Here is a 24356-nt window from a genome sequence, read left to right as displayed (position 1 = left end):
TCGACAACTCGACCTGGTCACGGTACGCGGGGCTACGCCATCCGGTCAAACCAGCGGTCACGAGGAGACACTATCCACAGGCTGGGGACAACAACTTGAACCGCACCCGTCGCCCTGACTACCGTGGCTGGACTCCGATTCGTTCCTTTGTCCCCCGCCCCACACCTTTTTCCCGAGCGCCCCACCCGATGTACATCCCGTCCCGTCCGCGAACCACACGTTCGTGGGACCCGTGAGAGAGCGTGCCCTGTGGCTGACGTACCTGCCGATCTTGCCGCAGTGTGGCCACGAGTGCTGGAGCAACTTCTCGGTGAGGGGCGTGGGCAGGGTGTCGAGACCAAGGACGAGCACTGGATCCGGCGCTGCCAACCCCTGGCACTCGTCGCCGACACCGCCTTGCTCGCCGTACCGAACGAATTTGCGAAAGGCGTGCTCGAAGGCCGCCTCGCCCCGATCGTCAGCGAGACGCTGAGCCGCGAGTGCGGCCGGCCGATCCGCATCGCGATCACCGTCGACGACTCCGCCGGCGATCCCCCCGGCCCGCCGGCACCCCCCGCCCAGCCCCAGCGGCGCTACGAGGAACCCGAGCAGAGCCGGGACCCCTACGAGGGCGGCTACGGCCGTCATCGCGCCGAGCCGCTCCCCGGCGGCCCCGGCGACCAGCTGCCCACCGCCCGCCCCGCCTATCCCTCGGAGTACCAGCGCCCCGAGCCGGGCGCCTGGCCGCGTCCGTCGCAGGATGACTACGGCTGGCAGCAGCAGCGGCTCGGCTTCCCGGAGCGGGACCCGTACGCGTCACCGTCGCAGGACCAGTACGGCCCTCCGCCCCAGGACCAGTACGGGGCACCGCCGAAGGACAAGTACGGCCCGCCGCAGGACGCGTACCAGTCGCAGCAGGACCAGTACGCGCCACCGGCTCAGGAGTACCGCCCGCAGTCGATGGAGCGTCCGTCGTACGAGCAGCAGCGCGCCGAGTACGAACAGTCGCGGGCCGAGTACGAGAAGTCCCGCGAGCACTACAACCAGCGCGACGCACGCCGCGACCTGTCCGACTCGCACTCCAACTCCGGCCATGTGCACCGCGGTGGTCCGGGGTCGCCCGGACCGCTGGGCTCGAAGCCCGCTCCGGCGGCGGGCCCGGGTGAGCCGACCGCACGCCTGAACCCGAAGTACCTCTTCGACACGTTCGTCATCGGTGCCTCGAACCGCTTCGCGCACGCGGCTGCGGTCGCCGTCGCCGAGGCGCCCGCGAAGGCGTACAACCCCCTTTTCATCTATGGGGAGTCGGGGCTCGGCAAGACGCACCTGCTGCACGCGATCGGGCACTACGCGCGGAGCCTGTACCCCGGCACGCGCGTGCGGTACGTCAGCTCCGAGGAGTTCACCAACGAGTTCATCAACTCGATCCGCGACGGCAAGGGCGACAGCTTCCGCAAGCGGTACCGCGAGATGGACATCCTTCTGGTCGACGACATCCAGTTCCTCGCGGACAAGGAGTCGACGCAGGAGGAGTTCTTCCACACGTTCAACACGCTCCACAACGCGAACAAGCAGATCGTGCTCTCCAGCGACCGGCCGCCCAAGCAGCTGGTCACGCTGGAGGACCGGCTGCGGAACCGTTTCGAGTGGGGACTGATCACCGATGTCCAGCCGCCCGAGCTGGAGACCCGTATCGCCATCCTTCGTAAGAAGGCGGTGCAGGAACAGCTCAACGCCCCGCCGGAGGTCCTGGAGTTCATCGCCTCCCGCATCTCGCGCAACATCCGCGAGCTGGAGGGGGCGCTGATCCGGGTGACGGCGTTCGCGTCGCTCAACCGGCAGCCGGTCGACCTCGGTCTCACCGAAATCGTCCTCAAGGACCTCATCCCGGGCGGCGAGGACTCCACACCGGAGATCACCGCGACGGCGATCATGGGCGCGACCGCCGACTACTTCGGCATCACGGTCGAGGACCTGTGCGGCAGTTCGCGCGGCCGGCAGCTGGTCACGGCCCGGCAGATCGCGATGTACGTGTGCCGCGAACTGACCGACCTCTCCCTGCCGAAGATCGGCGCGCAGTTCGGCGGCCGTGACCACACGACGGTCATGCACGCCGACCGCAAGATCCGCGCCCTGATGGCCGAGCGCCGCTCGATCTACAACCAGGTCACCGAACTGACCAACCGCATCAAGAACGGCTGACCGCCGAGGAGTTACGACACCAGAGCTACGACACCGAAGGGCGCCCCGGGATCTCTCCCGGGGCGCCCTTCGGCTTGCCGGGAGGCGGTCGGTACGGCGCGCACGAAGGGGGCCGGACGGCGCTTCGGCGAACGCCGGGAGCGGGCGGAGAGGACGGAGAAGAGGCGTCGGAGGGGCGTCGAAGGTGAGCGTCCCGAGGGTGGGCGGAGGTGTCAGAGGCGTCCGGAGACGATCCGCAGCCGTTTCCGGCCCCCTTCCGGAGCCTCTTTGAAGCCTCTCCGAAGGTGCTCCGACGCGGTTCGCGGCCGATCCTCAGCCCCTCCGGAGCCCGTCCGGAGCCGATCCGGCAGCCGCTCGCCGTCGTTTCAAACCCGCGGACCGAGTGCCCGCTGTTCGAATACCCGCCGGGTTACGGCCGTCCTCCACAGATTCGGCGACTTTCTTCCGTCCACATCCTGGGGACTGCGAAGTTGTCCAGATCGTGTCCACAGGCGCCAGAGGTGAGGGACGATCAGACCAGGTCAGGTGCTTGTGGATTCGTGGACAAAAGATATCCACAGGCTGTGGACAGATCTTTGATCCCCAGCCTGTGGATCAAGTTGTCCACCGACAACCCACAGGCTGGGCCTGGTTGTCCCCAGCGATCACCAGCTTCTCCACACCGCTGTCCACTGTTCGGCAACGCAACGCGCCATCTCACCGTGTCGAGTGAAAGGCGTCACACGAAGGTGCCGGGTTGGGCTGTGGGAAAGGCGGGTAAAGCTGGGGACGGCGCTGGGGAGAAGTGGCCCTCGGCTGTGCATGGGGTGTGCAGAACTTTCCGTTCTCCACAGAAACCCGAGGTTGTCCACCGCCGTCGCCCACAGGGTCGGTGGACAAAATTCCCGCCCTGAGCTGCGAAAACGCGGTTATCCACGGTATCCACAGCCCCTACTACTACTAGCAACTAGAGAGAGCTGGGAAACCGTTTCGAAGCGGGGCCTGTGCACAACTCTCGCTTCGTCGCCCGACAGCCCCTCGTCACGACTTGACCCCGATAGGCACCTACTGTCAGTGCCGTGCGTCAGACTGTTCCCCGATGTCCTTCCCCTCACAGGGACCGACAACACCGAGACAGACGACGAAGCCAGGCAGGCCGAGAAGCGCCGGCAACAGCAGGAGGCGGCAACAGTGAAGATCCGGGTGGAACGCGACGTACTCGCGGAGGCAGTGGCCTGGGCGGCACGCAGCCTCCCGGCCCGTCCGCCGGCGCCGGTCCTCGCCGGCCTCCTGCTGAAGTCCGAGGAGGGGCAGCTGAGCCTGTCCAGCTTCGACTACGAGGTCTCCGCGCGCGTGTCGGTCGACGCGGAGGTCGAGGAGGAGGGCACGGTCCTCGTCTCCGGCCGACTGCTGGCCGACATCTGCCGCGCTCTTCCCAACCGGCCGGTGGAGATTTCCACAGACGGTGTACGGGCGACGGTGGTCTGCGGCTCCTCCCGCTTCACGCTGCACACACTGCCTGTGGAGGAGTACCCGGCGCTGCCGCAGATGCCGGGCGCGACCGGCACCGTCCCCGGTGAGGTGTTCGCCTCGGCGGCCGCCCAGGTGGCCATTGCCGCCGGGCGTGACGACACGCTGCCCGTCCTCACCGGTGTGCGCATCGAGATCGAGGGCGACACGGTGACGCTGGCGTCGACCGACCGCTACCGCTTCGCGGTCCGTGAGTTCCTGTGGAAGCCGGAGGACCCGGAGGCGTCCGCGGTCGCCCTGGTGCCCGCCAAGACGCTCCTGGACACCGCCAAGGCCCTCACGAGCGGCGACAGCGTCATCCTGGCGCTGTCCGGCTCCGGCGCGGGAGAAGGCCTCATCGGCTTCGAGGGCGCCGGTCGCCGTACGACGACCCGCCTCCTGGAGGGCGACCTCCCGAAGTACCGCTCGCTGTTCCCGACGGAGTTCAACTCCATCGCGGTGATCGAGACCGCCCCCTTCGTGGAGGCCGTCAAGCGCGTTGCCCTGGTCGCCGAGCGGAACACGCCGGTGCGGCTGAGTTTCGAGCAGGGCGTGCTGATCCTGGAGGCCGGTTCCAGCGACGACGCACAGGCTGTGGAGCGCGTCGACGCGAACCTTGAGGGCGACGACGTGTCGATCGCCTTCAACCCGACGTTCCTGCTGGACGGCCTGAGCGCCATCGACTCCCCGGTGGCCCAGCTGTCGTTCACGACGTCCACCAAGCCCGCGCTGCTCAGCGGCAAGCCGGCCCTGGACGCCGAGGCGGACGAGGCCTACAAGTACCTGATCATGCCGGTCCGCCTCAGCGGCTGAGAATCTGAGTCGGCTCGCCCTGGAGGACTGCTGGGGGTGTGGGGGTTATCCCCCACAAGGTCGCAGTATGCCGGTCCGCCTCAGCGGCTGATCGGCGTCGACGAGAACACCGCAGGTCGGGGCATACGGTTCGGTACTTCTGAGCGCGTATGCCCACAGGTGTGCATGACCGTCCGGGTCTAGGCTCGGACACAGGTACGCAAGTGCCTTCATGCCACGTCGCACCCTAAGGAACAACTGATGGAGCTCGGTCTCGTCGGCCTCGGCAAGATGGGCGGCAACATGCGCGAGCGCATCCGCCGCGCAGGCCACACCGTCATCGGATACGACCGCAACCCGGACCTCGCCGATGTCCACAGCCTGGAAGAGCTTGTGGGCAAGCTCAAGGGCCCGCGCGTGGTCTGGGTGATGGTTCCGGCCGGTGCCCCGACCCAGGCGACCGTCGACGAGCTGGCCGGGCTCCTGGAGCCCGGAGACGTCGTCGTGGATGGCGGCAACTCCCGCTGGACGGACGACGAGAAGCACGCCGAGGAGTTCGGGGCCAAGGGCATCGGCTTCGTCGACGCCGGCGTCTCAGGCGGCGTCTGGGGCCTGAAGAACGGCTATGCCCTGATGGTCGGCGGCGACGCCGAGAACATCGCCAAGGTCCAGCCCGTCTTCGACGCCCTCAAGCCCGAGGGTGAGTTCGGCTTCGTGCACGCCGGCAAGGTCGGCGCCGGGCACTTCTCCAAGATGGTTCACAACGGCATCGAGTACGCCATGATGCAGGCTTATGCCGAGGGCTGGGAGCTGCTGGAGAAGGTCGACTCGGTGACCGACGCCCGCGAGGTCTTCCGCTCCTGGCAGGAGGGCACGGTCATCCGCTCCTGGCTGCTCGACCTGGCCGTCAACGCCCTGGACGGCGACGAGCACCTCGACAAGCTCAAGGGCTACGCCGAGGACTCCGGTGAGGGCCGCTGGACCGTCGAGGCGGCCATCGACAACGCCGTGCCGCTCCCCGCGATCACGGCCTCCCTCTTCGCGCGGTTCGCGTCCCGCCAGGACGACTCCCCGCAGATGAAGATGATCGCGGCGCTGCGCAATCAGTTCGGCGGCCACGCGGTCGAGACGAAGTAGTCCACAACGACGAAGTAATCCACAGATCCACAGGCCTCGGCCCGTGGATCCACAACCTGGGGGAGGTCGGCGAACGACCATGCACGTCACGCATCTGTCGCTGGCCGACTTCCGCTCGTACGCCGGGGTCGACGTCCCGCTCGACCCCGGCGTCACCGCGTTCGTGGGACCCAACGGGCAGGGCAAGACCAACCTCGTCGAGGCGATCGGCTACCTCGCCACCCTGGGCAGTCACCGCGTCTCCTCCGACGCCCCGCTGGTCCGCATGGGTGCCGACCGGGCGATCATCCGGGCGCAGGTGAGACAGGGCGAGCGGCAGCAGCTGGTCGAGCTGGAGCTGAACCCCGGCCGCGCCAACCGCGCCCGCATCAACCGGTCCTCGCAGGTCAGGCCCCGTGACGTGCTGGGCATCGTACGGACCGTGCTGTTCGCGCCCGAGGATCTCGCCCTGGTGAAGGGTGATCCCGGGGAGCGGCGGCGTTTTCTGGACGAGCTGATCACCGCGCGGTCCCCGCGTATGGCCGGGGTCCGTTCCGACTACGAGCGGGTGCTCAAGCAGCGCAACACCCTGTTGAAGTCGGCCGCGTTGGCGCGGCGGCACGGTGGGCGGTCGATGGACCTGTCCACGCTCGACGTGTGGGATCAGCATCTCGCGCGCGTGGGCGCCGAGTTGCTCGCCCAGCGGCTCGATCTGATCGCCGCGGTCCAGCCCCTCGCCGACAAGGCGTACGAGCAACTCGCCCCCGGGGGCGGCCCGGTGGCCCTGGAGTACAAGCCGTCGGCTCCGGGTGAGGCACACACGCGTGAGGACCTCTACGAGCAGCTGATGGCGGCGATCGCGGAGGCGCGCAAGCAGGAGATCGAGCGAGGCGTCACCCTCGTAGGACCGCATCGGGACGATCTGGTTCTCAAACTCGGTCAGTTGCCCGCCAAGGGGTACGCCTCGCACGGGGAGTCCTGGTCGTACGCCCTGGCGTTGCGGCTCGCGTCGTACGACCTGCTCCGGGGTGAGGGCAATGAGCCGGTGCTCGTGCTCGACGACGTGTTCGCGGAGCTGGACACGCGCCGTCGGGAGCGGCTGGCCGAGCTGGTGGCGCCCGGCGAGCAGGTGCTGGTGACGGCCGCGGTCGACGACGACGTACCGCATGTCCTGGCGGGGACGCGGTACAGCGTTGCGGAGGGGGCGGTGGAGCGCGTATGACGACGGATCAGCCCGCGGGCGGGGAACCCGCCCCCAAGAAGGCTCCCGAGCCCTCCGGCGTCGACCTCGCGCGCGTGGCGCTGCGTGCCGCGAAGGAACAGGCACGCGCGCGTGGGGACGCGGCGCAGCAGAAGAAGCAGGCGCGGCGCGGCGGCCTGCGCTCCGGCGCGCGCGCCGACGGCCGCGACCCGATGGCACTCGGTGCTGCGATCAACCGGCTGCTGAACGAGCGCGGCTGGGAGACGCCGGCCGCGGTGGGCGGAGTGATGGGCCGCTGGCCGCAGATCGTCGGTGAGGACCTGGCCAATCACTGCGTCCCGGAGAAGTACGACGAGGACGAGCGGGTCCTGATCGTGCGCTGCGATTCGACGGCCTGGGCGACGAACCTGCGCCTTCTCGCCCCGCAGCTGGTGGCCCGGCTGAACGAGGACCTGGGGCACGGCACGGTGAAGCTCCTCAAGGTGAACGGCCCAGGTGGGCCGCCCCGCCGCTACGGTCCCCTGCGCGCTCCCGGCAGCACGGGTCCCGGCGACACCTATGGGTGACTGACATCACAGCGCGGGCTCCGGCGGGTGAACGGACGCGGTTGCGAATACCGACCTGACCCCGGAGTAGCAACGGGTTGACACCCGGAAGCGCTGAGTGCCTCCGTGAGCCTCTTTGAGCCCCGTTCCGTATATGGGGAGTCGGGAGAGACCGGTTGAGGGCGGCACATGAGGACTCAGGTACCGGCAAACCCCCATCCATGTCGGCGCTACCGGTAGACTGGGAGCAATCCCGCCCCACTTGTGGGACAGACACCGAGCAACGCTGACTAAGGCTTACCAACGCAACACGCCGCAGCCGCTCCGGCCACCAGCCTGAGCCTGGCTTGTGCTGTGCCAGAAAGGGCGCTTCGTGGCCGATTCCGGCAACCCCAACGAGAACATCCCCTCCACCGACGCCGGCGCCAACGGCGGGGCTCACACCTCGAACGGCGAGGTCACCGCCTCGTACGACGCCAGCGCGATCACCGTCCTCGAAGGGCTGGACGCGGTCCGCAAGCGACCCGGTATGTACATCGGATCGACCGGCGAGCGCGGCCTGCACCACCTCGTGCAGGAAGTCGTCGACAACTCCGTCGACGAGGCGCTGGCCGGGCACGCGGACACCATCGACGTCACGATCCTTCACGACGGTGGCGTGCGCGTCATCGACAACGGCCGCGGCATCCCGGTGGGCATCGTCCCGTCCGAGGGCAAGCCGGCCATCGAGGTCGTGCTGACGGTGCTGCACGCGGGCGGCAAGTTCGGGGGCGGCGGTTACGCGGTCTCCGGCGGTCTGCACGGCGTGGGCGTGTCCGTGGTGAACGCGCTGTCCAGCAGGGTCGCGGTCGAGGTCAGGACCGACGGCTACCGCTGGACGCAGGACTACAAGCTGGGCGTTCCGACCGCCCCGCTCGCGCAGCACGAGGCCACGGACGAGACCGGTACGTCGGTCACCTTCTGGGCCGACCCGGACGTCTTCGAGACCACCGAGTACTCCTTCGAGACGCTGTCGCGGCGCTTCCAGGAGATGGCGTTCCTCAACAAGGGTTTGACGATCAAACTCACTGACGAGCGCGAGCTGGCGAAGGCCACGGCCGGTGCCGACGAGGCGGGTGCGGACGAGAAGGACGACGTCAAGACCGTCACGTACCACTACGAGGGCGGCATCGTCGACTACGTGACGTACCTCAACTCCCGCAAGGGGGACGTGGTGCACCCGACCGTCATCGACCTGGAGGCGGAGGACAAGGACAAGAGCCTGTCCCTTGAGGTCGCGATGCAGTGGAACAGTGGTTACAGCGAGGGTGTGTACTCCTTCGCCAACATCATCCACACGCATGAGGGCGGCACGCACGAAGAGGGCTTCCGGGCCGCGCTGACGTCGCTGATCAACAAGTACGCGCGCGACAAGAAGCTGCTCCGCGAGAAGGACGACAACCTCACGGGCGACGACATCCGCGAGGGTCTGACCGCGATCATCTCGGTGAAGCTGGCCGAGCCGCAGTTCGAGGGCCAGACGAAGACCAAGCTTGGCAACACCGAAGCGAAGACCTTCGTACAGAAGGCGGTCTACGAGCACCTCAACGACTGGCTGGACCGCAACCCGAACGAGGCCTCGGACATCATCCGCAAGGGCATCCAGGCGGCCACCGCGCGCGTGGCGGCCCGCAAGGCCCGTGACCTCACCCGTCGCAAGGGCCTCCTGGAGACGGCGTCCCTGCCGGGCAAGCTGTCCGACTGCCAGTCGAACGACCCCACCAAGTGCGAGATCTTCATCGTCGAGGGTGACTCCGCCGGCGGCTCGGCCAAGTCCGGCCGGAACCCGCAGTACCAGGCGATCCTCCCGATCCGAGGAAAGATCCTCAACGTCGAGAAGGCCAGGATCGACAAGATCCTGCAGAACCAGGAGATCCAGGCACTGATCTCCGCCTTCGGCACCGGAGTCCACGAGGACTTCGACATCGCCAGGCTGCGCTATCACAAGATCATCCTGATGGCGGACGCCGACGTCGACGGTCAGCACATCAGCACCCTGCTGCTGACCTTCCTGTTCCGCTTCATGCGGCCGCTGGTCGAGGCCGGGCACGTGTTCCTGTCGCGTCCCCCGCTGTACAAGATCAAGTGGGGCCGTGACGACTTCGAGTACGCGTACTCGGACCGTGAGCGCGACGCCCTGATCGAGCTGGGACGGCAGAGCGGCAAGCGCATCAGGGAAGACTCGATCCAGCGCTTCAAGGGTCTCGGCGAGATGAACGCCGAGGAGCTGCGCATCACCACGATGGACCAGGAGCACCGCGTCCTCGGCCAGGTCACCCTGGACGACGCCGCGCAGGCCGACGACCTGTTCTCGGTCCTCATGGGCGAGGACGTCGAGGCGCGCCGCCAGTTCATCCAGCGCAACGCCAAGGACGTCCGCTTCCTCGACATCTGAGTCGGTCTCAGCTGACCGCATCAGGAAGGATCTTCACCAGCAATGGCCGACGAGAACACTCCCAGTACGCCTGAAGAGGGCGTCATCACCCAGCGCGTAGAGCCCGTAGGGCTTGAGACGGAGATGCAGCGCTCGTACCTCGACTACGCGATGTCCGTCATCGTGTCGCGAGCCCTGCCCGACGTCCGTGACGGCCTCAAGCCCGTCCACCGCCGCGTCCTGTACGCCATGTACGACGGCGGCTACCGGCCCGAGAAGGGCTTCTACAAGTGCGCCCGTGTCGTCGGCGACGTCATGGGCAACTACCACCCGCACGGCGACTCCTCGATCTACGACGCGCTGGTCCGCCTCGCGCAACCGTGGTCGATGCGGATGCCGCTGGTGGACTCCAACGGCAACTTCGGCTCCCCGGGCAACGACCCCGCCGCCGCCATGCGCTACACAGAGTGCAAGCTGGCGCCGCTGTCCATGGAGATGGTCCGTGACATCGACGAGGAGACCGTCGACTTCACGGACAACTACGACGGCCGCTCCCAGGAGCCGACCGTCCTGCCGGCCCGCTTCCCGAACCTGCTGATCAACGGCTCGGCGGGCATCGCGGTCGGCATGGCCACCAACATCCCGCCGCACAACCTCCGTGAGGTCGCGGCGGGCGCCCAGTGGTGCCTGGAGAACCCCGAGGCCTCCCACGAGGAGCTGCTGGACGCGCTGATCGAGCGCATCAAGGGCCCCGACTTCCCGACCGGCGCGCTCGTCGTCGGCCGCAAGGGCATCGAGGAGGCGTACCGCACCGGGCGCGGCTCCATCACGATGCGCGCGGTCGTCGAGGTCGAGGAGATCCAGAACCGCCAGTGCCTGGTGGTCACCGAACTCCCCTACCAGACCAACCCCGACAACCTCGCGCAGAAGATCGCCGACCTGGTGAAGGACGGCAAGGTCGGCGGCATCGCGGACGTCCGCGACGAGACGTCGTCCCGTACCGGCCAGCGCCTCGTCATCGTCCTGAAGAGGGACGCGGTCGCCAAGGTCGTACTGAACAACCTCTACAAGCACACCGATCTGCAGTCGAACTTCAGCGCCAACATGCTGGCCCTGGTCGACGGCGTGCCGAGGACCCTCTCCCTGGACGCGTTCATCCGGCACTGGGTGGCGCACCAGATCGAGGTCGTTGTCCGCCGTACGAAGTTCCGGCTGCGCAAGGCCGAGGAGCGGGCGCACATCCTGCGCGGCCTCCTGAAGGCCCTGGACGCCATCGACGAGGTCATCGCGCTGATCCGGCGCAGCGACACCGTCGACATCGCGCGCACGGGCCTGATGGGCCTCCTGGAGATCGACGAGATCCAGGCGAACGCCATCCTGGAGATGCAGCTCCGCCGACTGGCCGCCCTGGAGCGCCAGAAGATCATCCAGGAGCACGACGAACTCCAGGCGAAGATCACCGAGTACAACGCGATCCTCGCCTCCCCGGTCCGCCAGCGCGGCATCGTCAGCGAGGAACTCGCCGCGATCGTCGAGAAGTTCGGCGACGACCGCAAGACGATGCTGGTGCCCTTCGACGGCGACATGTCCATGGAGGACCTGATCGCCGAAGAGGACATCGTCGTCACCATCTCGCGCGGCGGCTACGTCAAGCGCACCAAGGCGGACGACTACCGCTCCCAGAAGCGCGGCGGCAAGGGCGTCCGCGGCACGAAGCTCAAGGAAGACGACATCGTCGACCACTTCTTCGTGTCGACGACCCACCACTGGCTGCTGTTCTTCACCAACAAGGGCCGCGTCTACCGCGCGAAGGCGTACGAACTCCCGGACGCCGGACGGGACGCGCGCGGGCAGCACGTCGCGAACCTGCTGGCCTTCCAGCCGGACGAGGCGATCGCGGAGATCCTCGCGATCCGCGACTACGAAGCGGCGCCCTACCTGGTCCTCGCCACCAAGGGAGGCTTGGTGAAGAAGACGCCTCTGAAGGATTACGATTCGCCCCGCTCCGGTGGTGTCATCGCGATCAACCTCCGTGAGACGGAGGACGGTTCCGACGACGAACTGATCGGTGCCGAACTCGTCTCGTCCGAGGACGATCTGCTGCTGATCAGCAAGAAGGCACAGTCGATCCGGTTCACCGCCACGGACGACGCGCTGCGCCCCATGGGGCGTGCCACCTCCGGTGTCAAGGGCATGAGTTTCCGTGAGGGCGACCAACTTCTCTCGATGAATGTTGTTCGACCCGGTACGTTCGTGTTCACTGCCACAGACGGCGGGTACGCGAAGCGGACCGCCGTCGACGAGTACCGCGTCCAGGGTCGCGGCGGCCTGGGTATCAAGGCCGCCAAGATCGTCGAGGACCGCGGTTCTCTCGTCGGCGCGCTGGTGGTCGAGGAGACCGACGAGATCCTCGCCATCACGCTGTCCGGCGGTGTGATTCGTACGCGAGTCAACGAGGTCAGGGAGACGGGCCGTGACACCATGGGCGTCCAACTGATCAACCTGGGCAAGCGCGATGCCGTCGTCGGTATCGCTCGTAACGCCGAGGCGGGACCCGAGGCGGAGGAAGTCGTCGGCGACGAAGCCGTCGACGAGACCACCGAGGATGTCGCGACCACCGGCACGGACGAGGGTGACGCACCCTCGGACGAGTAGCACGAGGAGAGAGTCATCGTGAGCGGAGCCACGGGCGCCGGATCGACCGGTACGGACACGGACGGCGGCGGCCGTGGCTCCGCCGCGAACGCGACAGATCCGCACACGACCCAACTGCGGGCGATCGACGTGAAGAAGACGGACGCGCACTCGCCCGACTCGCATGGATCCCAGGGGGGAACTGTGACGGACACCCGAGGTCCGGGGACCCAGCAGCAGTCTGCTGGGGCGGGCCCGGCCGCGCCGGGCGCCAAGGCGCCGGCCCAGCCCGCCGCACCGGCCGCGCCGCCGGGTTCCCCTTTGCCGGGTGAGCGTCAGCCGCAGCAGGCGGCGGGGCCGTACCACCCGCCGCAGGCCTATCCCACGCAGTCGCCGGCCGCCGCCCAGAGCGGTGCCGTACGGCGGCCGCGTACGGGCGCGCGTACCGCGCCGCGTACCCGCAAGGCGCGGCTGCGGGTGGCCAAGGCCGACCCGTGGTCGGTGATGAAGGTCAGCTTCCTGCTCTCCATCGCGCTGGGCATCTGCACGGTCGTGGCGTCCGCGGTGCTGTGGATGGTCATGGACGCGATGGGGGTCTTCTCGACGGTCGGCGGCACGATCTCGGAGGCGACCGGCTCGAACGAGTCGAACGGCTTCGACCTGCAGTCCTTCCTGTCCCTCCCGCACGTCCTGACGTTCTCCGGGATCATCGCGGTCATCGACGTCGTCCTGGCCACGGCCCTCGCGACGCTCGGCGCGTTCATCTACAACCTCTCCGCCGGCTTCGTCGGCGGCATCGAGCTGACGCTCGCCGAGGACGAGTGAGAAGGCGGACGACACGACGGGCGAGAAGCAGGGTGAACGCGGGTTGAAACCCCTGCCGACGGTCCTGTGACTATCGATTTTGGGACTGCCCATGTCGTGCGCTAATCTTCAGGAGTCAGCGCGCGGGACACACTCCGCACAGCGCGGCGGGGCTATAGCTCAGTTGGTTAGAGCGCATCCCTGATAAGGATGAGGCCACAGGTTCAAATCCTGTTAGCCCCACCAGCACGAAGACCCCCAACCGGTTGCGGTTGGGGGTCTTTGGCGTCTACGGGCAGGACGGATCAAGCCCGGGGAATTTCGGTTGCCGCGCCCTCCTGGTGGCCGGTGATGACCGAGCGGGACGAAAGCCGCCCGTGGACAGGTCAGTTCGTCGACATCGCCCACGGCATGTTCGGGGGCTGGGCCATCGAGTTCGTGCGACGGAGCCGATGGGCAGGGCTGCTGGGGCACCTTGAGTCGCTGCCCTGGCCGTCGCCGCACACCGTTCAGGTGCTGATCCACGACGAGGAGGACGACTGCTTCGGCGTGTGGATGATCCATGACGGCCGGCTTGCGGAAGTGCCGTTGCCGCGCACCCGGCGCGACTTCTGGACCAGCCCCTACACAGGCGTGGTCGATCCGGATTGCCCCGGGATTCTGGTCCGCACGGACGGGCCGTTCGGTGGGGCCGGGGAAGGCTGAGTCGCGCGCACGCCGGAAGACCCCCGGCCACGGTGGGCCAGGGGTTCTCGGGGTCCTCTGTGTTGTCTCTGGAGCTTTGTACGCAAGTTCGCCGCTGTGTCAGAGAGGGCGGTCGGTTGGGCAGGTTGGGCAGGTCGAGCAAGTCAGGTAAGGCCAGGGAGACTCGCGGGCCGGGGTGTCGGCGCGCAGATCAGTGCTGGAGGGGCCGGAGGCAGCGCTGGACGGGCCTGAGGGCAGTGCTGAGGGGCTCGGCCTGATGCAGTGCTGGAGGGGGCCCGAGGCAGTGCTGGAGCGACTTCGGTCAGCGCTGGAGCGGGGCTCCCGGCTCGGCGTGGTCCGGCTCCAGCGCGTCGGCCGTCTCCGTCGTCTCGTCCGTGTCCGTCGGCGGGCGGTGGCGGCAGCTGGGGGACTTGCCGTGGGCCTCGGCGCGGATGCGCTGCTTCATCGTGGGGGGCAGTGACCTGGTGAAGGACCAGGGGGAGACCGCCGGTGTCGTCTGCTCGGCGACCGCGCTGGTGCTCGCCGCCTCGGTCCGCGGAGTCGCGGCGGCGACCGTCGCGGTGACCGTGATGAGTCCGAGCGCCGTGCACAGTGCCAGGAAGCCGGTGACGAAGGCGTTCCACAACTTCTGGACCTTGATCTGGGCCATGGCCCCTCACTTTCAGGTTGGGCGATTTGCGTACTTTCCTCATGATGTGTATGGGGGTCGCGAAGTGGTGGACCGACGCCCCTGGCGCGTCGATGTTCTGATGAACACCACTCGAATGGGTGCAATGAGCCATAAAACGGCCGAAGATACGCGAAAGGAGGGCGAAGTAACCGTCCGTGGGGATGTGATCACCCTCAGATCGGAGCGGTCGCGTCCGCTCCTACTGCGCTGTCCCGGGCGGGAGTTGACCCCGGACGCAGGTCACTGATCGGTCTCGGTCGGTGTGTATAGTCGGGCGACAGAGGTCCCCTACGTCAAGGAAAGACGAGGTCGCGCGGTGAAGAAGCTTCTCCTGGTCGCACTGGCCGCCATCGGCGGGCTCCTCGTGTACCGCCAGATCCAGGCGGATCGCGCCGAGCAGGATCTGTGGACGGAGGCGACCGACTCCGTGCCCACGGGTTCGTGAGTACCGAGATCCAGTTCTGAGCACGCCCCGACCGCCTGGCGGTCGGGGCTTTGTGTTGCGCCCCTGCCCCGGTGCGGGTACGGCCGCCACGACCCCGGCGTTTCGGACACTCGTCCGCGTTGCCGGGATGCCACGCGCGCGTGCGGGGCAGGATGGGCCACGTCCGGAGCAACGACGAGGGGTGGCGTGTGATGGGGCGGCGTACGGCGTGGTGGCGGACGACGCGGGCACAGGGCGGCCGTACGCCCGTCGCCGGGGCCGTACGACGTGTCGTGGTCCTCGCCGCGGTCCTGTGCGCGACGGCCGCCCTCACGGACCGGCCCGCCGTGGCGGCCGGGTCGTCCAGCTCCTACGGCTACGACAAGGGCGACCGGGTTGTCGACGGAACGAGCGGCACCGCGGACGCCGAAGAACTGAAACCCGGTGGGACGTACAGGAGTTCCCTCTCGAAGGGGGCCGGCGTCTACTACGGCCTTGATCTCGACGCCACGTCGAACGCCTATGTCTCCGTGACCGCCGTGCCTCCGGCGGGCACCACCGTCGCCGCCACCGACGGCATCAAGGTGTCGATGCGGAACGCCAAGGGCTCCGGCTGCACGTACCGGAGCGCCACCTTCGGGGCCGGCCGGAGTCCCCACCCCGTGACCGCCTGGGCCGTACGGGAGGCGGGCAAGGCGCTGTGCAAGGGGAGCGGCAAGTACTACGTGCTCGTCGAACGCGTCGACGCGTCGGATTCCTCGTCGGACACCTGGGGGCTGGAACTCACCGCGGTGTCGGAACCCGCACTGGCCCAGGCCGGCGCGACCGACGCGCCCCAGGTCTGGGACTCCACGTCACCCGAAGCCGTCACGGGGGAGGCCCGGCGCCGTGCGGGCGGATCGGGCTTCGCCGGGGCGGTCGCCGTCGGGCAGGGCGCGTGGCGGGACGACATAGGACCCGGCCGGACCCTCTTCTACAAGGTGCCGGTCGACTGGGGCCAACAGCTGTCCGTCACCGCCGAGTTGGGTGCTTCCGACGGCGGCAGCGGTTATGTGAACCGTGCGCTGGACCTGGCGCTCTACAACCCCGTACGCGCCTCCGTCGACCAGGCCGGCCTCGGTTACCGGGGCAGTGAGAGGTCGGTGGCGCTGGAGCCCCTGCCGCCCGTCGAGTACCGCAACCGCTACTCCGTCGTCGACCACGAGAACGGGATGCGCTTCGCCGGGTCGTACTACCTCGTCGTGCACCTCGACGCCCAACTGGCCGACGACTTCGGCCAGGGACCGTTCCCGGTGACCCTGCGCGTGCGCGTCGCCGGTACGGCGCATGCCGGTCCCGGGTACGCGGGCCGGCCCGAGCCCCGGAACGTCTTCGACGTCACCGCACAGGACCGCGCTGCGGGTGTGACAGGGAGCGCCGGGGGAGGCGTGGGCGGCGGCGACACCGCGATGAAGGTGCTCGCGGTGGCCGGGATCGGCGCGGGCACCGTGCTGCTGGCCACGCTCGGCGTGTGGACGGTGTCGGCCCGGCGCCGGGGCCGGGCTTCGACGGCGGCCCTGTAACCGCCCCACCTTTTCCCGGTTCGGATTCCACGGTTCAGGTTCAGATGCGGGTCAGCGCCCAGAACCCCACCGCGTAGCAGGCCAGCGCGAGCAGCAGGACCGGGATCGTCACCCTCGCGGGCGGCCCGGGACGCCGGCGGGCCCGCCTGCCGCGGTGCTGCGGAACCGGCGGCGCCGACGGTGGAACCCGCGGGACCTGAGCGGTGTATGAAGCAGTAGAGGGATCAGCACGCGGCTGGGGGGAGGACAGGACATGCGTCAGGTCATGAGGGGAGGAGTACGGGGGCGAGGGGGACATGGGCGGCTGGTACTGGCCGCCCTGGTGGGGCTGGGCTGTCTGATGTGCCGCCTGACGTTCCTGCTCCGCCTGTGCCTGGTCCGTCCGTTGTCCGTACGGGGCCTGCGGGGGCGGCAGATGGAAGCTGCCGGTGTCCGACATCGGGGACGGGGGCGAGGACAGGGAAGGGGGCGGGGAAGTCGGCCGGGCCGGAGTCGGGGTGGGAGTTGGGGGCGGGGTCGGCTGGGAGGCGATGCCCTGGCGTGGATCCACGGGTACGGAGTCCGTGCCGGGCCAGGCCGATTCACGGCCTTCGACGCCGGCATCGCCGACACCTCTGACCCTGGCACCCAGGTCGTTCTCGGGTTCGGGAGACCCGGCCGACGAGGGAGTCGTCGTCGACCCCGTGTCCACCCCGGAAGCCCGCTTCAGCGGACCCTCGGGTGCGAACTCCGAAGGCAGCGGCCCGATTTGGTCGAAGATCTCGATCAACTCGTCATCGGGGCCGGGCTCGGGCAACAGCTCCGCGGCTGCGGCAAGCGCCTTGCGCGCCCCCGTGGCCGTCCGGAAGCGAGCCTGCGGATCGGGCTGCAACAGCATCGCCACGACCTGCCACAGCGGCTCGGGAATGCCCTTGGGCGCCCCCGGAGTCCCATGCTCCGCGAAGTACTGCACCAGCGCCTTGGAGTCCGGCTTGGCCCCCTCCAGCAGATACAGCGCCACCAGTCCTACGGCGAACAGGTCGGCGGGGAAGTCCGGCTCCGCGCCCATCATCTGCTCGGGCGCGAGGTAACCCGGCGTCCCCACCACGAGGTTGGTCTCCGTCAGGCGTGCCTCGCCCAGCCGCATCGCGATGCCGAAGTCGGACAGACGCAGGCGCGGGCGGGCCGTGCCGGTGGCTTCGAGGAGCAGGTTGGCGGGCTTGACGTCACGGTGCACGACACCTTCCGCGTGCACCGCGGCGAGACCGGAGAGGAGCTGGTCGAGCAGCGTGCAGACGAACGCGGGGGGCAGGGGGCCGTAGTCCCCGATGAGATGGACGAGCGAGCCGCCGGCCACCAGGTCCATGGTGAACAGGACCTTGTCGTCGTCGGCGGCCCAGCTGGCCGGTGCGAGGACATGGGGGTGGTCGATGCGCAGTGCCTGTTCCCGGACGAAGCGCAGCAGGGAGTGCGCGTCGCTCTGCTGCAGGACCTTGGCGGCCACATAGCGGCGACGCCGGTGGTCCCAGGCGCGCCAGACCGCGCCGACACCACCGCGTCCGATCGGGTCGACCAGTTCGTACCGGCCGGCGAAGACCTCACCCATGGCTGTGCGTCGCTCCTCCCCCTTCGGCTACCCCCGTTGCTTCCCCCGGGACGAGCGATACGACTCCCCCTCACGGCAGTTCCTCATGTGACTCCCTCGCGGCTGTTCCGCACGTGCTCCCGGTGAGCGGCACGACCCCCTCGTGCACCCCACCGGCCGCGTGCCCGGCTGCCGAACCCCCGATCGGCGGCCGGGCCGTGGGCTCAGCTCTGGTGGGACTGGTAGTGCGCGACGGCGTCCGAGGTGCGGCCGGCGCCGTACACCCGGAGGAACTCTGCCAGTTCGGGGTGGGTCGGGGCGAGGGTGTCCGCCGCGTCGATGATGTCGCCCGCGGCGGCCACCGAGCGCAACAGCGACTGGATCTCGCGGACGACCCGCTTGACCGTGGGCGCTCCCGAACTGCTCGTCGTGGTCGTGGTGTTGCTGAGCACCGAGCCCCCCTGGGACTTCTTGATCTCGTCCATGCGCTCGGTCGCCTCGGCCGCGCTCACGCTGCCGTCCGCGACCTGTCCCGCCAGGTCCTGCAGCAACTGCACCCGCTGGACCACCGCGGGATTGCCGATCTTCGCCCGCTGACCGCTCATCAGCTGGGACAACATCGGCGCGGACAGTCCCAACACCCCCGCGAGACGAGCCTGGTTGAGCCCAAGATCGTCGATGAGCTTACGGAAGAGCGCCCCCAAAGGCTCCCCGTACCAATTCCGCTGCAGCTCCCGCGCTCTGGCGGTGGCTTCCTGCTGTGCGGCGTCCATTGCGTCTCCCCATCGCTTCCCCAAAACCGCGGTTCGCTCTAGCGAACCACGCCGAGCATCTTACGGAGAGTGGTCGTTCACCGGGACCCCCAAATTTTTGCGAGATACCCGGGGTGACCCGGTACGCTGGTCTCCGAAGCCCGCCGGTGTGTGGTTCTGCCGGTCGGACGCTTCTCTAGCGGGGCCTTAGCTCAGTTGGTAGAGCGCTGTCTTTGCATGGCAGATGTCAGGGGTTCGACTCCCCTAGGCTCCACATTCCGCACCGGCCGGTCGCCCTCAGTGGCGCCCGGCCGGTGTTTCTTTGTGCCCAGGAAGTGACGTGCGTCACGTAAAGGGTGATCATTCGTTGCAGTTGTTTGCGCAAATATCGGTGCCGGGCAGAGTCGGTGGGGACTCGGGCCGGCCGTCGGCGTGATGTGGGGATGGCGTGCCCGTGTGTGCGGGAGGTGTGTGAGCTGGTGTGAATACGGACGTGTAATCAGGGGTGTGCGGTCCGTTAAGGGAGTCTGTGCGCCGCTTGTACACCTAAGGCGTTGCAAACGTCATCGCGGCAACTTGCGTAAATCAAGAAGTCAAGGGCGTTCGCCTGGGCCCGGGACTGTTCCACGTGAAACATCGCCGCGGGGCAGGAGACCCTCAAGTCTCCTGCCCCGCGGCGATGTTGACAGTGCGTCGGACGTCAGCGGTGTTCGTCGCTCTCGGCGGCCTCGTCCTCGGCCTGCTTGGCCTCGACCTCGGGGTCGAGTACGGCCTCGGGGCTGCCGTCCACCGAGGTGAGGTGTCCCGTCTCGGGCACCTCGGTCGCGGCGGGCGGTTCGACCAGCCAGTCGGGGTTGGCCTGCTTGTCCCACCACTTCCAGGCGGCGAAAGCGCCGCCCGCCAGGATGCCCACAACCGCCAGCCCCTTCGCGAGCCGGCCGGCCCTCGCCCGCCGCTCGTGCTTGCGGACCAGCTTCTGGATCTCCTTGGGCGAGACCTGGCCGCGCAGCGCGGCGAACGCGGCCGCACCGCGGGCGGCGGCCTCGTCCTTGACCGGGCCCGCGGCGGCGACCGCCTGCTCGATCCTCGGCCGTGAGTACTCGGCGGCCTGCTGGGCAGCCTTGCGGGTACGGACGGCGGCCTCCTGGGCGGCCTGGTCGACCTTCGGCGGTACATGGGTGCGGGCCTGTTCCAGGCGCGGCACGACATGGGCGCCGTACTGGACGCGGGCCTGGTCTGCGGCCAGCGACACCTTGGGCGCGAGACGTACGCGTGCCTCATGGGCGTAGTACGAGGCCCTGTCCTTGGCCGTGTCGGCGTAGGGCGCCACCACTTCCGCGGCGTGCAGCACGCTGTCCTTCGCCGAACCGGTCGCGGAGCGCACGCTGTCGATGCGGGTCACGGGGTTCCTCCTCCTCGGTGGCGGTACGGTATTTCGTCTATCCACCCATTTACGGATCATGCCTGCCAACGGGCTACGGGGCATGTAGAGGGCGGGCATCCGGGTCACGATCACGTGCAATAACGGATGAATCCGGGGGAACGGGAGCTTGTCATCGACAATGTCACGGATCCCCGCCCTGTGCCCCTGTCCCGGACCCACTCGACCGGTTTTCCGCAAGCGGATCCTGTGGAAATGCCCCGAGAGATGGCCGTCGGGCGACGGGGTGCGGCGAGCGTGCGAGGATCTGGGGGTCACAGGGAAGACAACGGAAGGCAGACCGTGGCCGAGCAGCTCTACGCCACCCTCAGGACCAGCCTCGGCGACATCGAAGTCCGGCTGCTGCCGAACCACGCGCCCAAGACGGTCAAGAACTTCGTCGAACTCGCCACGGGCGAGCGGGAGTGGACCAACCCCACGACCGGCGAGAAGGCTGCGGCCAAGCTCTACGACGGTACGGTCTTCCACCGGGTGATCAAGGGTTTCATGATTCAGGGCGGGGACCCGCTGGGCAACGGCACGGGTGGCCCGGGTTACCAGTTCGAGGACGAGTTCCACCCGGACCTGCGGTTCGACAAGCCCTACCTGCTGGCCATGGCCAACGCCGGACCGGGCACCAACGGCTCGCAGTTCTTCGTCACCGTCTCCCCGACGGCCTGGCTGACCCGCAAGCACACCATCTTCGGTGAGGTCACCGACGCGGCGAGCCAGAAGGTCGTGGACGCCATCGCGGCCGCCGACACCATTGCGCGCACCGACCGCCCGGTCAACGACGTCGTCATCGAGTCGGTCGTCGTCGAGACCCGCTAGGGCCGACAGGTCCCAGGGCTGGACGGCCCCGGGTCCCAGGGTTGACACCAGTACTTACCGCCGGGAACCAAACGCCCCGCTCGTCCGTAAGGATGGGCGGGGCGGTGCATTGCGTACGAAGGATTGAGGGGACCCCATGGACCAGGCGCCAGGCAGCCCGCAGGGCCCGGAGGAACAGCGGCCCCAGGATGCCCAGAGTCTGCCGGTCTGCTACCGGCACCCGGACCGCGAGACCGGCGTCCGCTGCACCCGCTGCGAGCGCCCGATCTGCCCCGAGTGCATGGTGAGCGCCTCCGTCGGTTTCCAGTGCCCCGAGTGCGTCCGCGGTGGCTCCGGCACGGGGCATGCCCCGACGGCGGCCCAGCCGCGCACGATCGCCGGGGGCACGGTGGTGGCGGACCCGCGGCTCGTGACCAAGATCCTGATCGGTCTCTGCGTCGCCGCGTATCTGGTGCAGCGGGTGGTGGGCGACCGCTTTACCGAGCACTTCGAACTCCTCGGCCAGGCGTACGTCCCGCTCTTCGGCTCCGTCGAGGGCGTTGCCGAGGGCCAGCCGTACCGACTCCTGACCGCGATGTTCCTGCACGCCAGCCCGATCCACATCATCTTCAACATGATGAGCCTGTGGTGGATCGGCGGGCCTCTGGAGGCGGCCCTCGGCCGGGCCCGCTATCTCGCCCTGTACTTCGTCTCGGGCCTCGCGGGCAGCGCGCTCACCTATCTGATCGCCGCCCCGAACCAGCCCTCGCTCGGTGCCTCCGGCGCCATCTTCGGGCTCTTCGGCGCGACCGCCGTCCTGATGCGCCGGCTCCGGTACGACATGCGGCCGGTCATCGCCCTGCTGGTGATCAACCTGATCTTCACCTTCGGCTGGGCCAACATCGCCTGGCAGGCCCACATCGGCGGTCTGGTCGCCGGTGTGATCACCGGGTACGCGATGGTGCACGCCCCGCGTGAGCGGCGGGCCCTGATCCAGTACGGCACCTGTGCGGTCGTACTGGTCGTCGTCGTGGTGTTGACGCTGATCAGGACGGCTCAGCTCAGCTGATATCAAACCGTTGTCCACAGTGCGTGGCGGATCTTGTGCATACCGTGGAGAACAGCTGTGCCCCCTGTCACTGACCCGTGTTTATGCAGGTCAGGCAGGGGGCGAACAGGCTTGCGGTTGCCGGTGTGTCAGTCACACCAGCGTCAACACCCAGTGGGTTATCCACAGATCGTCGTTCTTTTTCCCCAGGCCCGCTGTGGATACTTCTCTGGCCTGTGGATAACTCAGCGGAAAGTCGTGGGCAGAGCTGCGTTCACCGGGTGGTGGCCGCAGCTTCGACCGCTGCTCGTGCCGCTACTTCCACTGGGTGGAGACGCCGAACCCGGCGGCGATGAAGCCGAAGCCCACCACGATGTTCCAGTTGTCGAGGCTGTCGATGGGCATGGAGCCGTCGGTGACATAGAAGACGACGATCCATGCCAGCCCGATGACGAACATGGCCAGCATGACCGGAGCGACCCAGGCACGGCTGTTCAACTTGATGGCGGTCGCCGCTTTCGCCGGCGGCGGCGTGTAGTCGGCCTTCTTGCGGATACGTGACTTCGGCACGAGGGTCTCTCCTGTCGATGCGCTGCGTGGCCGCGCAGGGAACTGGGGCGGGCTCCGGGGCAGCGTACAAGGGGACACTGAGTGCTCCCCCGGGCGTCCGTTAGCGTAGTGCTTCCGCGGCGCCGAAGGAGATAAGGGTACGTTGAGCAATTCTGCCGACTCCCCCGGGACGGGTACCAGTCCCGCCCGTATCCGCCGTTTCCGTCCCGTGCGGATTCTCACGGTGGCCGTCTTCGCCCTCGCGGGGCTCATCTTCTTCACCAGTTTCAACACGGCCAAGGGCACCAACATCCGTACGGACGCCTCCTTGCTGAAGCTGTCCGACCTGATCCAGACCCGCAGCCAGAAGAACGGCCGGCTGAACGACGCCAACGGGGTCCTGCGTGACGAGGTCGACGCCCTCCGTAAGGAGGACGACGGCAGCACCGGCGCCGACGACAAGAAGCTCACGGCACTGGAGCGGACCGCGGGCGCGCAGCAGCTCAAGGGCAAGGCCGTCACCGTCACCCTGAACGACGCCCCGCCCAACGCCACCGCCAAGCTCCCCGGCTACCCCGAGCCGCAGCCCGACTACCTGGTCATCCACCAGCAGGACCTCCAGGCCGTGGTGAACGCCCTGTGGCAGGGCGGCGCCAAGGGCATCAAGGTCATGGACCAGCGGCTGATCGCGACCAGCGCCGTGCGCTGCGTGGGCAACACCCTGATCCTCCAGGGCCGGGTCTACTCACCGCCGTACAAGATCACGGCGGTCGGGGACCCCGGGAAGCTCCAGGCGGCGCTGACGGCGTCCAAGGCGATCCAGAACTACAAGGTGTACGTCGACGTCTACGGGCTCGGCTGGAAAGTGACCGACGACGGGACGGTGACTCTTCCCGGGTACTCGGGCACAGTGGATCTGCACTACGCGAAGCCAGTGGAGTAGAAGCCAGTGGAGTAAGCGGCCGTACGGGAGCTGCCGGTGCGCGTGATCGTCAGGAGCGTCAGCGAACTCTTCATCACCGTAGGCACCTTGATCGTCCTCTTCGTGGTCTATGTGCTGTTCTGGACCGGTGTGAAGGCCGATCGCACGATGAGCGACCAGATCCACCAGCTGCAGGACCAGTGGTCGCAGCAGACCGCGCACCCGAAGGCATCCCCCGCGCCGGCGCCCGCCGCCTCGCCCGCTCCGGCGAGACCGGCCGCGTACAAGGACGGCAGGCCTTTCGCGATCATGTACATCCCACGGCTTGGTTTCACGTGGAACAAGCCGGTCCTTGAGGACACCGCCGTGAGCACCCTGAAGAAGGGGCTCGGGCACTACGCCGGCACCGCGCGGCTGGGGCAGGTCGGCAACTTCGCGGTGGCGGGGCACCGGCGGACGTACGGCAACCCCTTCGTGAACTTTCCGAAGCTGCGTGTGGGGGACGCGGTGGTGCTGACGGACGGGACCACCTGGTTCACGTATCGGATCGACAAAGGGCCTTACAAAACCGTTCCCACCGACATTGAGGTGATCGATCCTGTGCCACGTAAGTCCGGGTACACGGCCTCGGGCCGCTATCTCACGCTGACCACGTGCGATCCGGAGTGGGGGCACAGCCACCGGCTGATCGTCTGGGCCCATCTCGACTCCACACAGCCTGTGGAGGCCGGGAAGCCGGACGCGCTGCGCCGTTAG

The 24356-nt window shown here is 68.2% G+C and carries 20 protein-coding genes and 2 tRNA genes; 17 read left to right on the top strand and 5 right to left on the bottom strand.

The window, feature by feature from the left end; genetic code table 11:
* Positions 1–249: 249 nt before the first annotated feature.
* The 10 genes from dnaA to OG407_RS26400 all read left to right on the top strand — a co-directional run bounded on the left by dnaA (position 250) and on the right by OG407_RS26400 (position 13879).
* Positions 250–2181, top strand: coding sequence for a chromosomal replication initiator protein DnaA (dnaA, locus tag OG407_RS26445; RefSeq protein WP_405861776.1), 1932 nt, complete (start codon positions 250–252; stop codon positions 2179–2181).
* A gap of 1170 nt (positions 2182–3351) precedes the next feature.
* Positions 3352–4482, top strand: coding sequence for a DNA polymerase III subunit beta (gene dnaN, locus OG407_RS26440; RefSeq protein WP_043676006.1), 1131 nt, complete (start codon positions 3352–3354; stop codon positions 4480–4482).
* A gap of 240 nt (positions 4483–4722) precedes the next feature.
* Positions 4723–5598 (top strand): phosphogluconate dehydrogenase (NAD(+)-dependent, decarboxylating), encoded by an 876-nt coding sequence (gene gnd / locus OG407_RS26435; RefSeq protein WP_405861773.1) that lies wholly within the window; start codon positions 4723–4725, stop codon positions 5596–5598.
* A 79-nt stretch (positions 5599–5677) separates the two neighbouring features.
* Entirely contained in the window at positions 5678–6799 is a 1122-nt protein-coding gene (recF, locus tag OG407_RS26430; protein ID WP_405861771.1) for a DNA replication/repair protein RecF, read from the top strand.
* On the top strand, positions 6796–7344 hold the full coding sequence (locus OG407_RS26425) for a DUF721 domain-containing protein (protein WP_405861770.1): 549 nt from the start codon (positions 6796–6798) through the stop codon (positions 7342–7344). The genes recF and OG407_RS26425 overlap by 4 nt, the downstream gene beginning before the upstream one ends.
* Before the next feature lie 352 nt (positions 7345–7696).
* Complete coding sequence (gene gyrB, locus OG407_RS26420) at positions 7697–9757, top strand: DNA topoisomerase (ATP-hydrolyzing) subunit B (RefSeq protein WP_405861768.1); 2061 nt, start codon at positions 7697–7699, stop codon at positions 9755–9757.
* A 42-nt stretch (positions 9758–9799) separates the two neighbouring features.
* Positions 9800–12391 (top strand): DNA gyrase subunit A, encoded by a 2592-nt coding sequence (gene gyrA, locus OG407_RS26415; RefSeq protein WP_405861766.1) that lies wholly within the window; start codon positions 9800–9802, stop codon positions 12389–12391.
* 18 nt (positions 12392–12409) lie between these two features.
* A complete protein-coding gene (locus tag OG407_RS26410; protein ID WP_405861764.1) occupies positions 12410–13195 on the top strand; it encodes a DUF3566 domain-containing protein in 786 nt (261 codons plus the stop codon).
* A 148-nt stretch (positions 13196–13343) separates the two neighbouring features.
* Positions 13344–13420: transfer RNA gene (locus OG407_RS26405), tRNA-Ile, on the top strand.
* A gap of 105 nt (positions 13421–13525) precedes the next feature.
* Positions 13526–13879 (top strand): hypothetical protein, encoded by a 354-nt coding sequence (locus OG407_RS26400; protein ID WP_405861762.1) that lies wholly within the window; start codon positions 13526–13528, stop codon positions 13877–13879.
* Positions 13880–14180: 301 nt separating this feature from the next.
* On the opposite strand, the gene OG407_RS26395 is transcribed toward OG407_RS26400, so the two are convergent.
* A complete protein-coding gene (locus OG407_RS26395; RefSeq protein WP_405861760.1) occupies positions 14181–14528 on the bottom strand; it encodes a DUF6344 domain-containing protein in 348 nt (115 codons plus the stop codon).
* A gap of 337 nt (positions 14529–14865) precedes the next feature.
* On the opposite strand from OG407_RS26395, the gene OG407_RS26390 reads away from it, so the two are divergent.
* Together OG407_RS26390 and OG407_RS26385 are read left to right on the top strand one after the other, a co-directional pair.
* Positions 14866–14994 carry a DLW-39 family protein gene (locus tag OG407_RS26390; RefSeq protein ID WP_003999697.1) on the top strand — a complete coding sequence of 43 codons (129 nt, stop codon included), beginning with the start codon at positions 14866–14868 and terminating at the stop codon, positions 14992–14994.
* Positions 14995–15185: 191 nt separating this feature from the next.
* A complete protein-coding gene (locus OG407_RS26385; protein WP_405861758.1) occupies positions 15186–16535 on the top strand; it encodes a hypothetical protein in 1350 nt (449 codons plus the stop codon).
* 40 nt (positions 16536–16575) lie between these two features.
* On the opposite strand, the gene OG407_RS26380 is transcribed toward OG407_RS26385, so the two are convergent.
* The gene (locus OG407_RS26380) at positions 16576–18120 is read right to left on the bottom strand and encodes a serine/threonine-protein kinase (RefSeq protein WP_405861756.1); all 1545 of its coding nucleotides are present in this window, start codon (positions 18118–18120) and stop codon (positions 16576–16578) included.
* A 203-nt stretch (positions 18121–18323) separates the two neighbouring features.
* Positions 18324–18872 (bottom strand): DNA-binding protein, encoded by a 549-nt coding sequence (locus tag OG407_RS26375; RefSeq protein ID WP_019055167.1) that lies wholly within the window; start codon positions 18870–18872, stop codon positions 18324–18326.
* Positions 18873–19052: 180 nt separating this feature from the next.
* On the opposite strand from OG407_RS26375, the gene OG407_RS26370 reads away from it, so the two are divergent.
* Positions 19053–19125: transfer RNA gene (locus OG407_RS26370), tRNA-Ala, on the top strand.
* 426 nt (positions 19126–19551) lie between these two features.
* Here OG407_RS26370 and OG407_RS26365 read toward each other — a convergent pair.
* Positions 19552–20253, bottom strand: coding sequence for a DUF5324 family protein (locus OG407_RS26365; RefSeq protein WP_405861754.1), 702 nt, complete (start codon positions 20251–20253; stop codon positions 19552–19554).
* 321 nt (positions 20254–20574) lie between these two features.
* Between OG407_RS26365 and OG407_RS26360 the strand changes: the two genes are divergently transcribed.
* The gene (locus tag OG407_RS26360) at positions 20575–21102 is read left to right on the top strand and encodes a peptidylprolyl isomerase (protein ID WP_405861752.1); all 528 of its coding nucleotides are present in this window, start codon (positions 20575–20577) and stop codon (positions 21100–21102) included.
* Positions 21103–21238: 136 nt separating this feature from the next.
* Complete coding sequence (locus tag OG407_RS26355) at positions 21239–22150, top strand: rhomboid family intramembrane serine protease (protein ID WP_405861750.1); 912 nt, start codon at positions 21239–21241, stop codon at positions 22148–22150.
* A 294-nt stretch (positions 22151–22444) separates the two neighbouring features.
* On the opposite strand, the gene crgA is transcribed toward OG407_RS26355, so the two are convergent.
* Positions 22445–22699 (bottom strand): cell division protein CrgA, encoded by a 255-nt coding sequence (gene crgA, locus OG407_RS26350; protein WP_033285718.1) that lies wholly within the window; start codon positions 22697–22699, stop codon positions 22445–22447.
* Between the two features lie 142 nt (positions 22700–22841).
* Here crgA and OG407_RS26345 point away from each other — a divergent pair, with 142 nt between their 5' ends.
* Both OG407_RS26345 and OG407_RS26340 read left to right on the top strand, forming a co-directional pair.
* Positions 22842–23621 carry a DUF881 domain-containing protein gene (locus OG407_RS26345; RefSeq protein WP_365301231.1) on the top strand — a complete coding sequence of 260 codons (780 nt, stop codon included), beginning with the start codon at positions 22842–22844 and terminating at the stop codon, positions 23619–23621.
* 36 nt (positions 23622–23657) lie between these two features.
* Entirely contained in the window at positions 23658–24356 is a 699-nt protein-coding gene (locus tag OG407_RS26340) for a class E sortase (RefSeq protein ID WP_405861748.1), read from the top strand.

Source organism: Streptomyces sp. NBC_01515 (assembly GCF_045040345.1).
Lineage (GTDB): Bacteria > Actinomycetota > Actinomycetes > Streptomycetales > Streptomycetaceae > Streptomyces.
The sequence above is the reverse complement of the archived record's forward strand: the minus strand, read 5'-3'. Positions and strand labels throughout refer to the sequence as shown.

Coding starts and splice junctions, on each gene's coding strand:
- gnd (WP_405861773.1), top strand. CDS start 4,723: ATGGAGCTCGGTCTCGTCGGCCTCGGCAAGATGGGCGGCAACATGCGC.
- recF (WP_405861771.1), top strand. CDS start 5,678: ATGCACGTCACGCATCTGTCGCTGGCCGACTTCCGCTCGTACGCCGGG.
- OG407_RS26425 (WP_405861770.1), top strand. CDS start 6,796: ATGACGACGGATCAGCCCGCGGGCGGGGAACCCGCCCCCAAGAAGGCT.
- gyrA (WP_405861766.1), top strand. CDS start 9,800: ATGGCCGACGAGAACACTCCCAGTACGCCTGAAGAGGGCGTCATCACC.
- OG407_RS26400 (WP_405861762.1), top strand. CDS start 13,526: ATGACCGAGCGGGACGAAAGCCGCCCGTGGACAGGTCAGTTCGTCGAC.
- OG407_RS26395 (WP_405861760.1), bottom strand. CDS start 14,528: ATGGCCCAGATCAAGGTCCAGAAGTTGTGGAACGCCTTCGTCACCGGC.
- OG407_RS26385 (WP_405861758.1), top strand. CDS start 15,186: ATGGGGCGGCGTACGGCGTGGTGGCGGACGACGCGGGCACAGGGCGGC.
- OG407_RS26380 (WP_405861756.1), bottom strand. CDS start 18,120: ATGGGTGAGGTCTTCGCCGGCCGGTACGAACTGGTCGACCCGATCGGA.
- OG407_RS26375 (WP_019055167.1), bottom strand. CDS start 18,872: ATGGACGCCGCACAGCAGGAAGCCACCGCCAGAGCGCGGGAGCTGCAG.
- OG407_RS26355 (WP_405861750.1), top strand. CDS start 21,239: ATGGACCAGGCGCCAGGCAGCCCGCAGGGCCCGGAGGAACAGCGGCCC.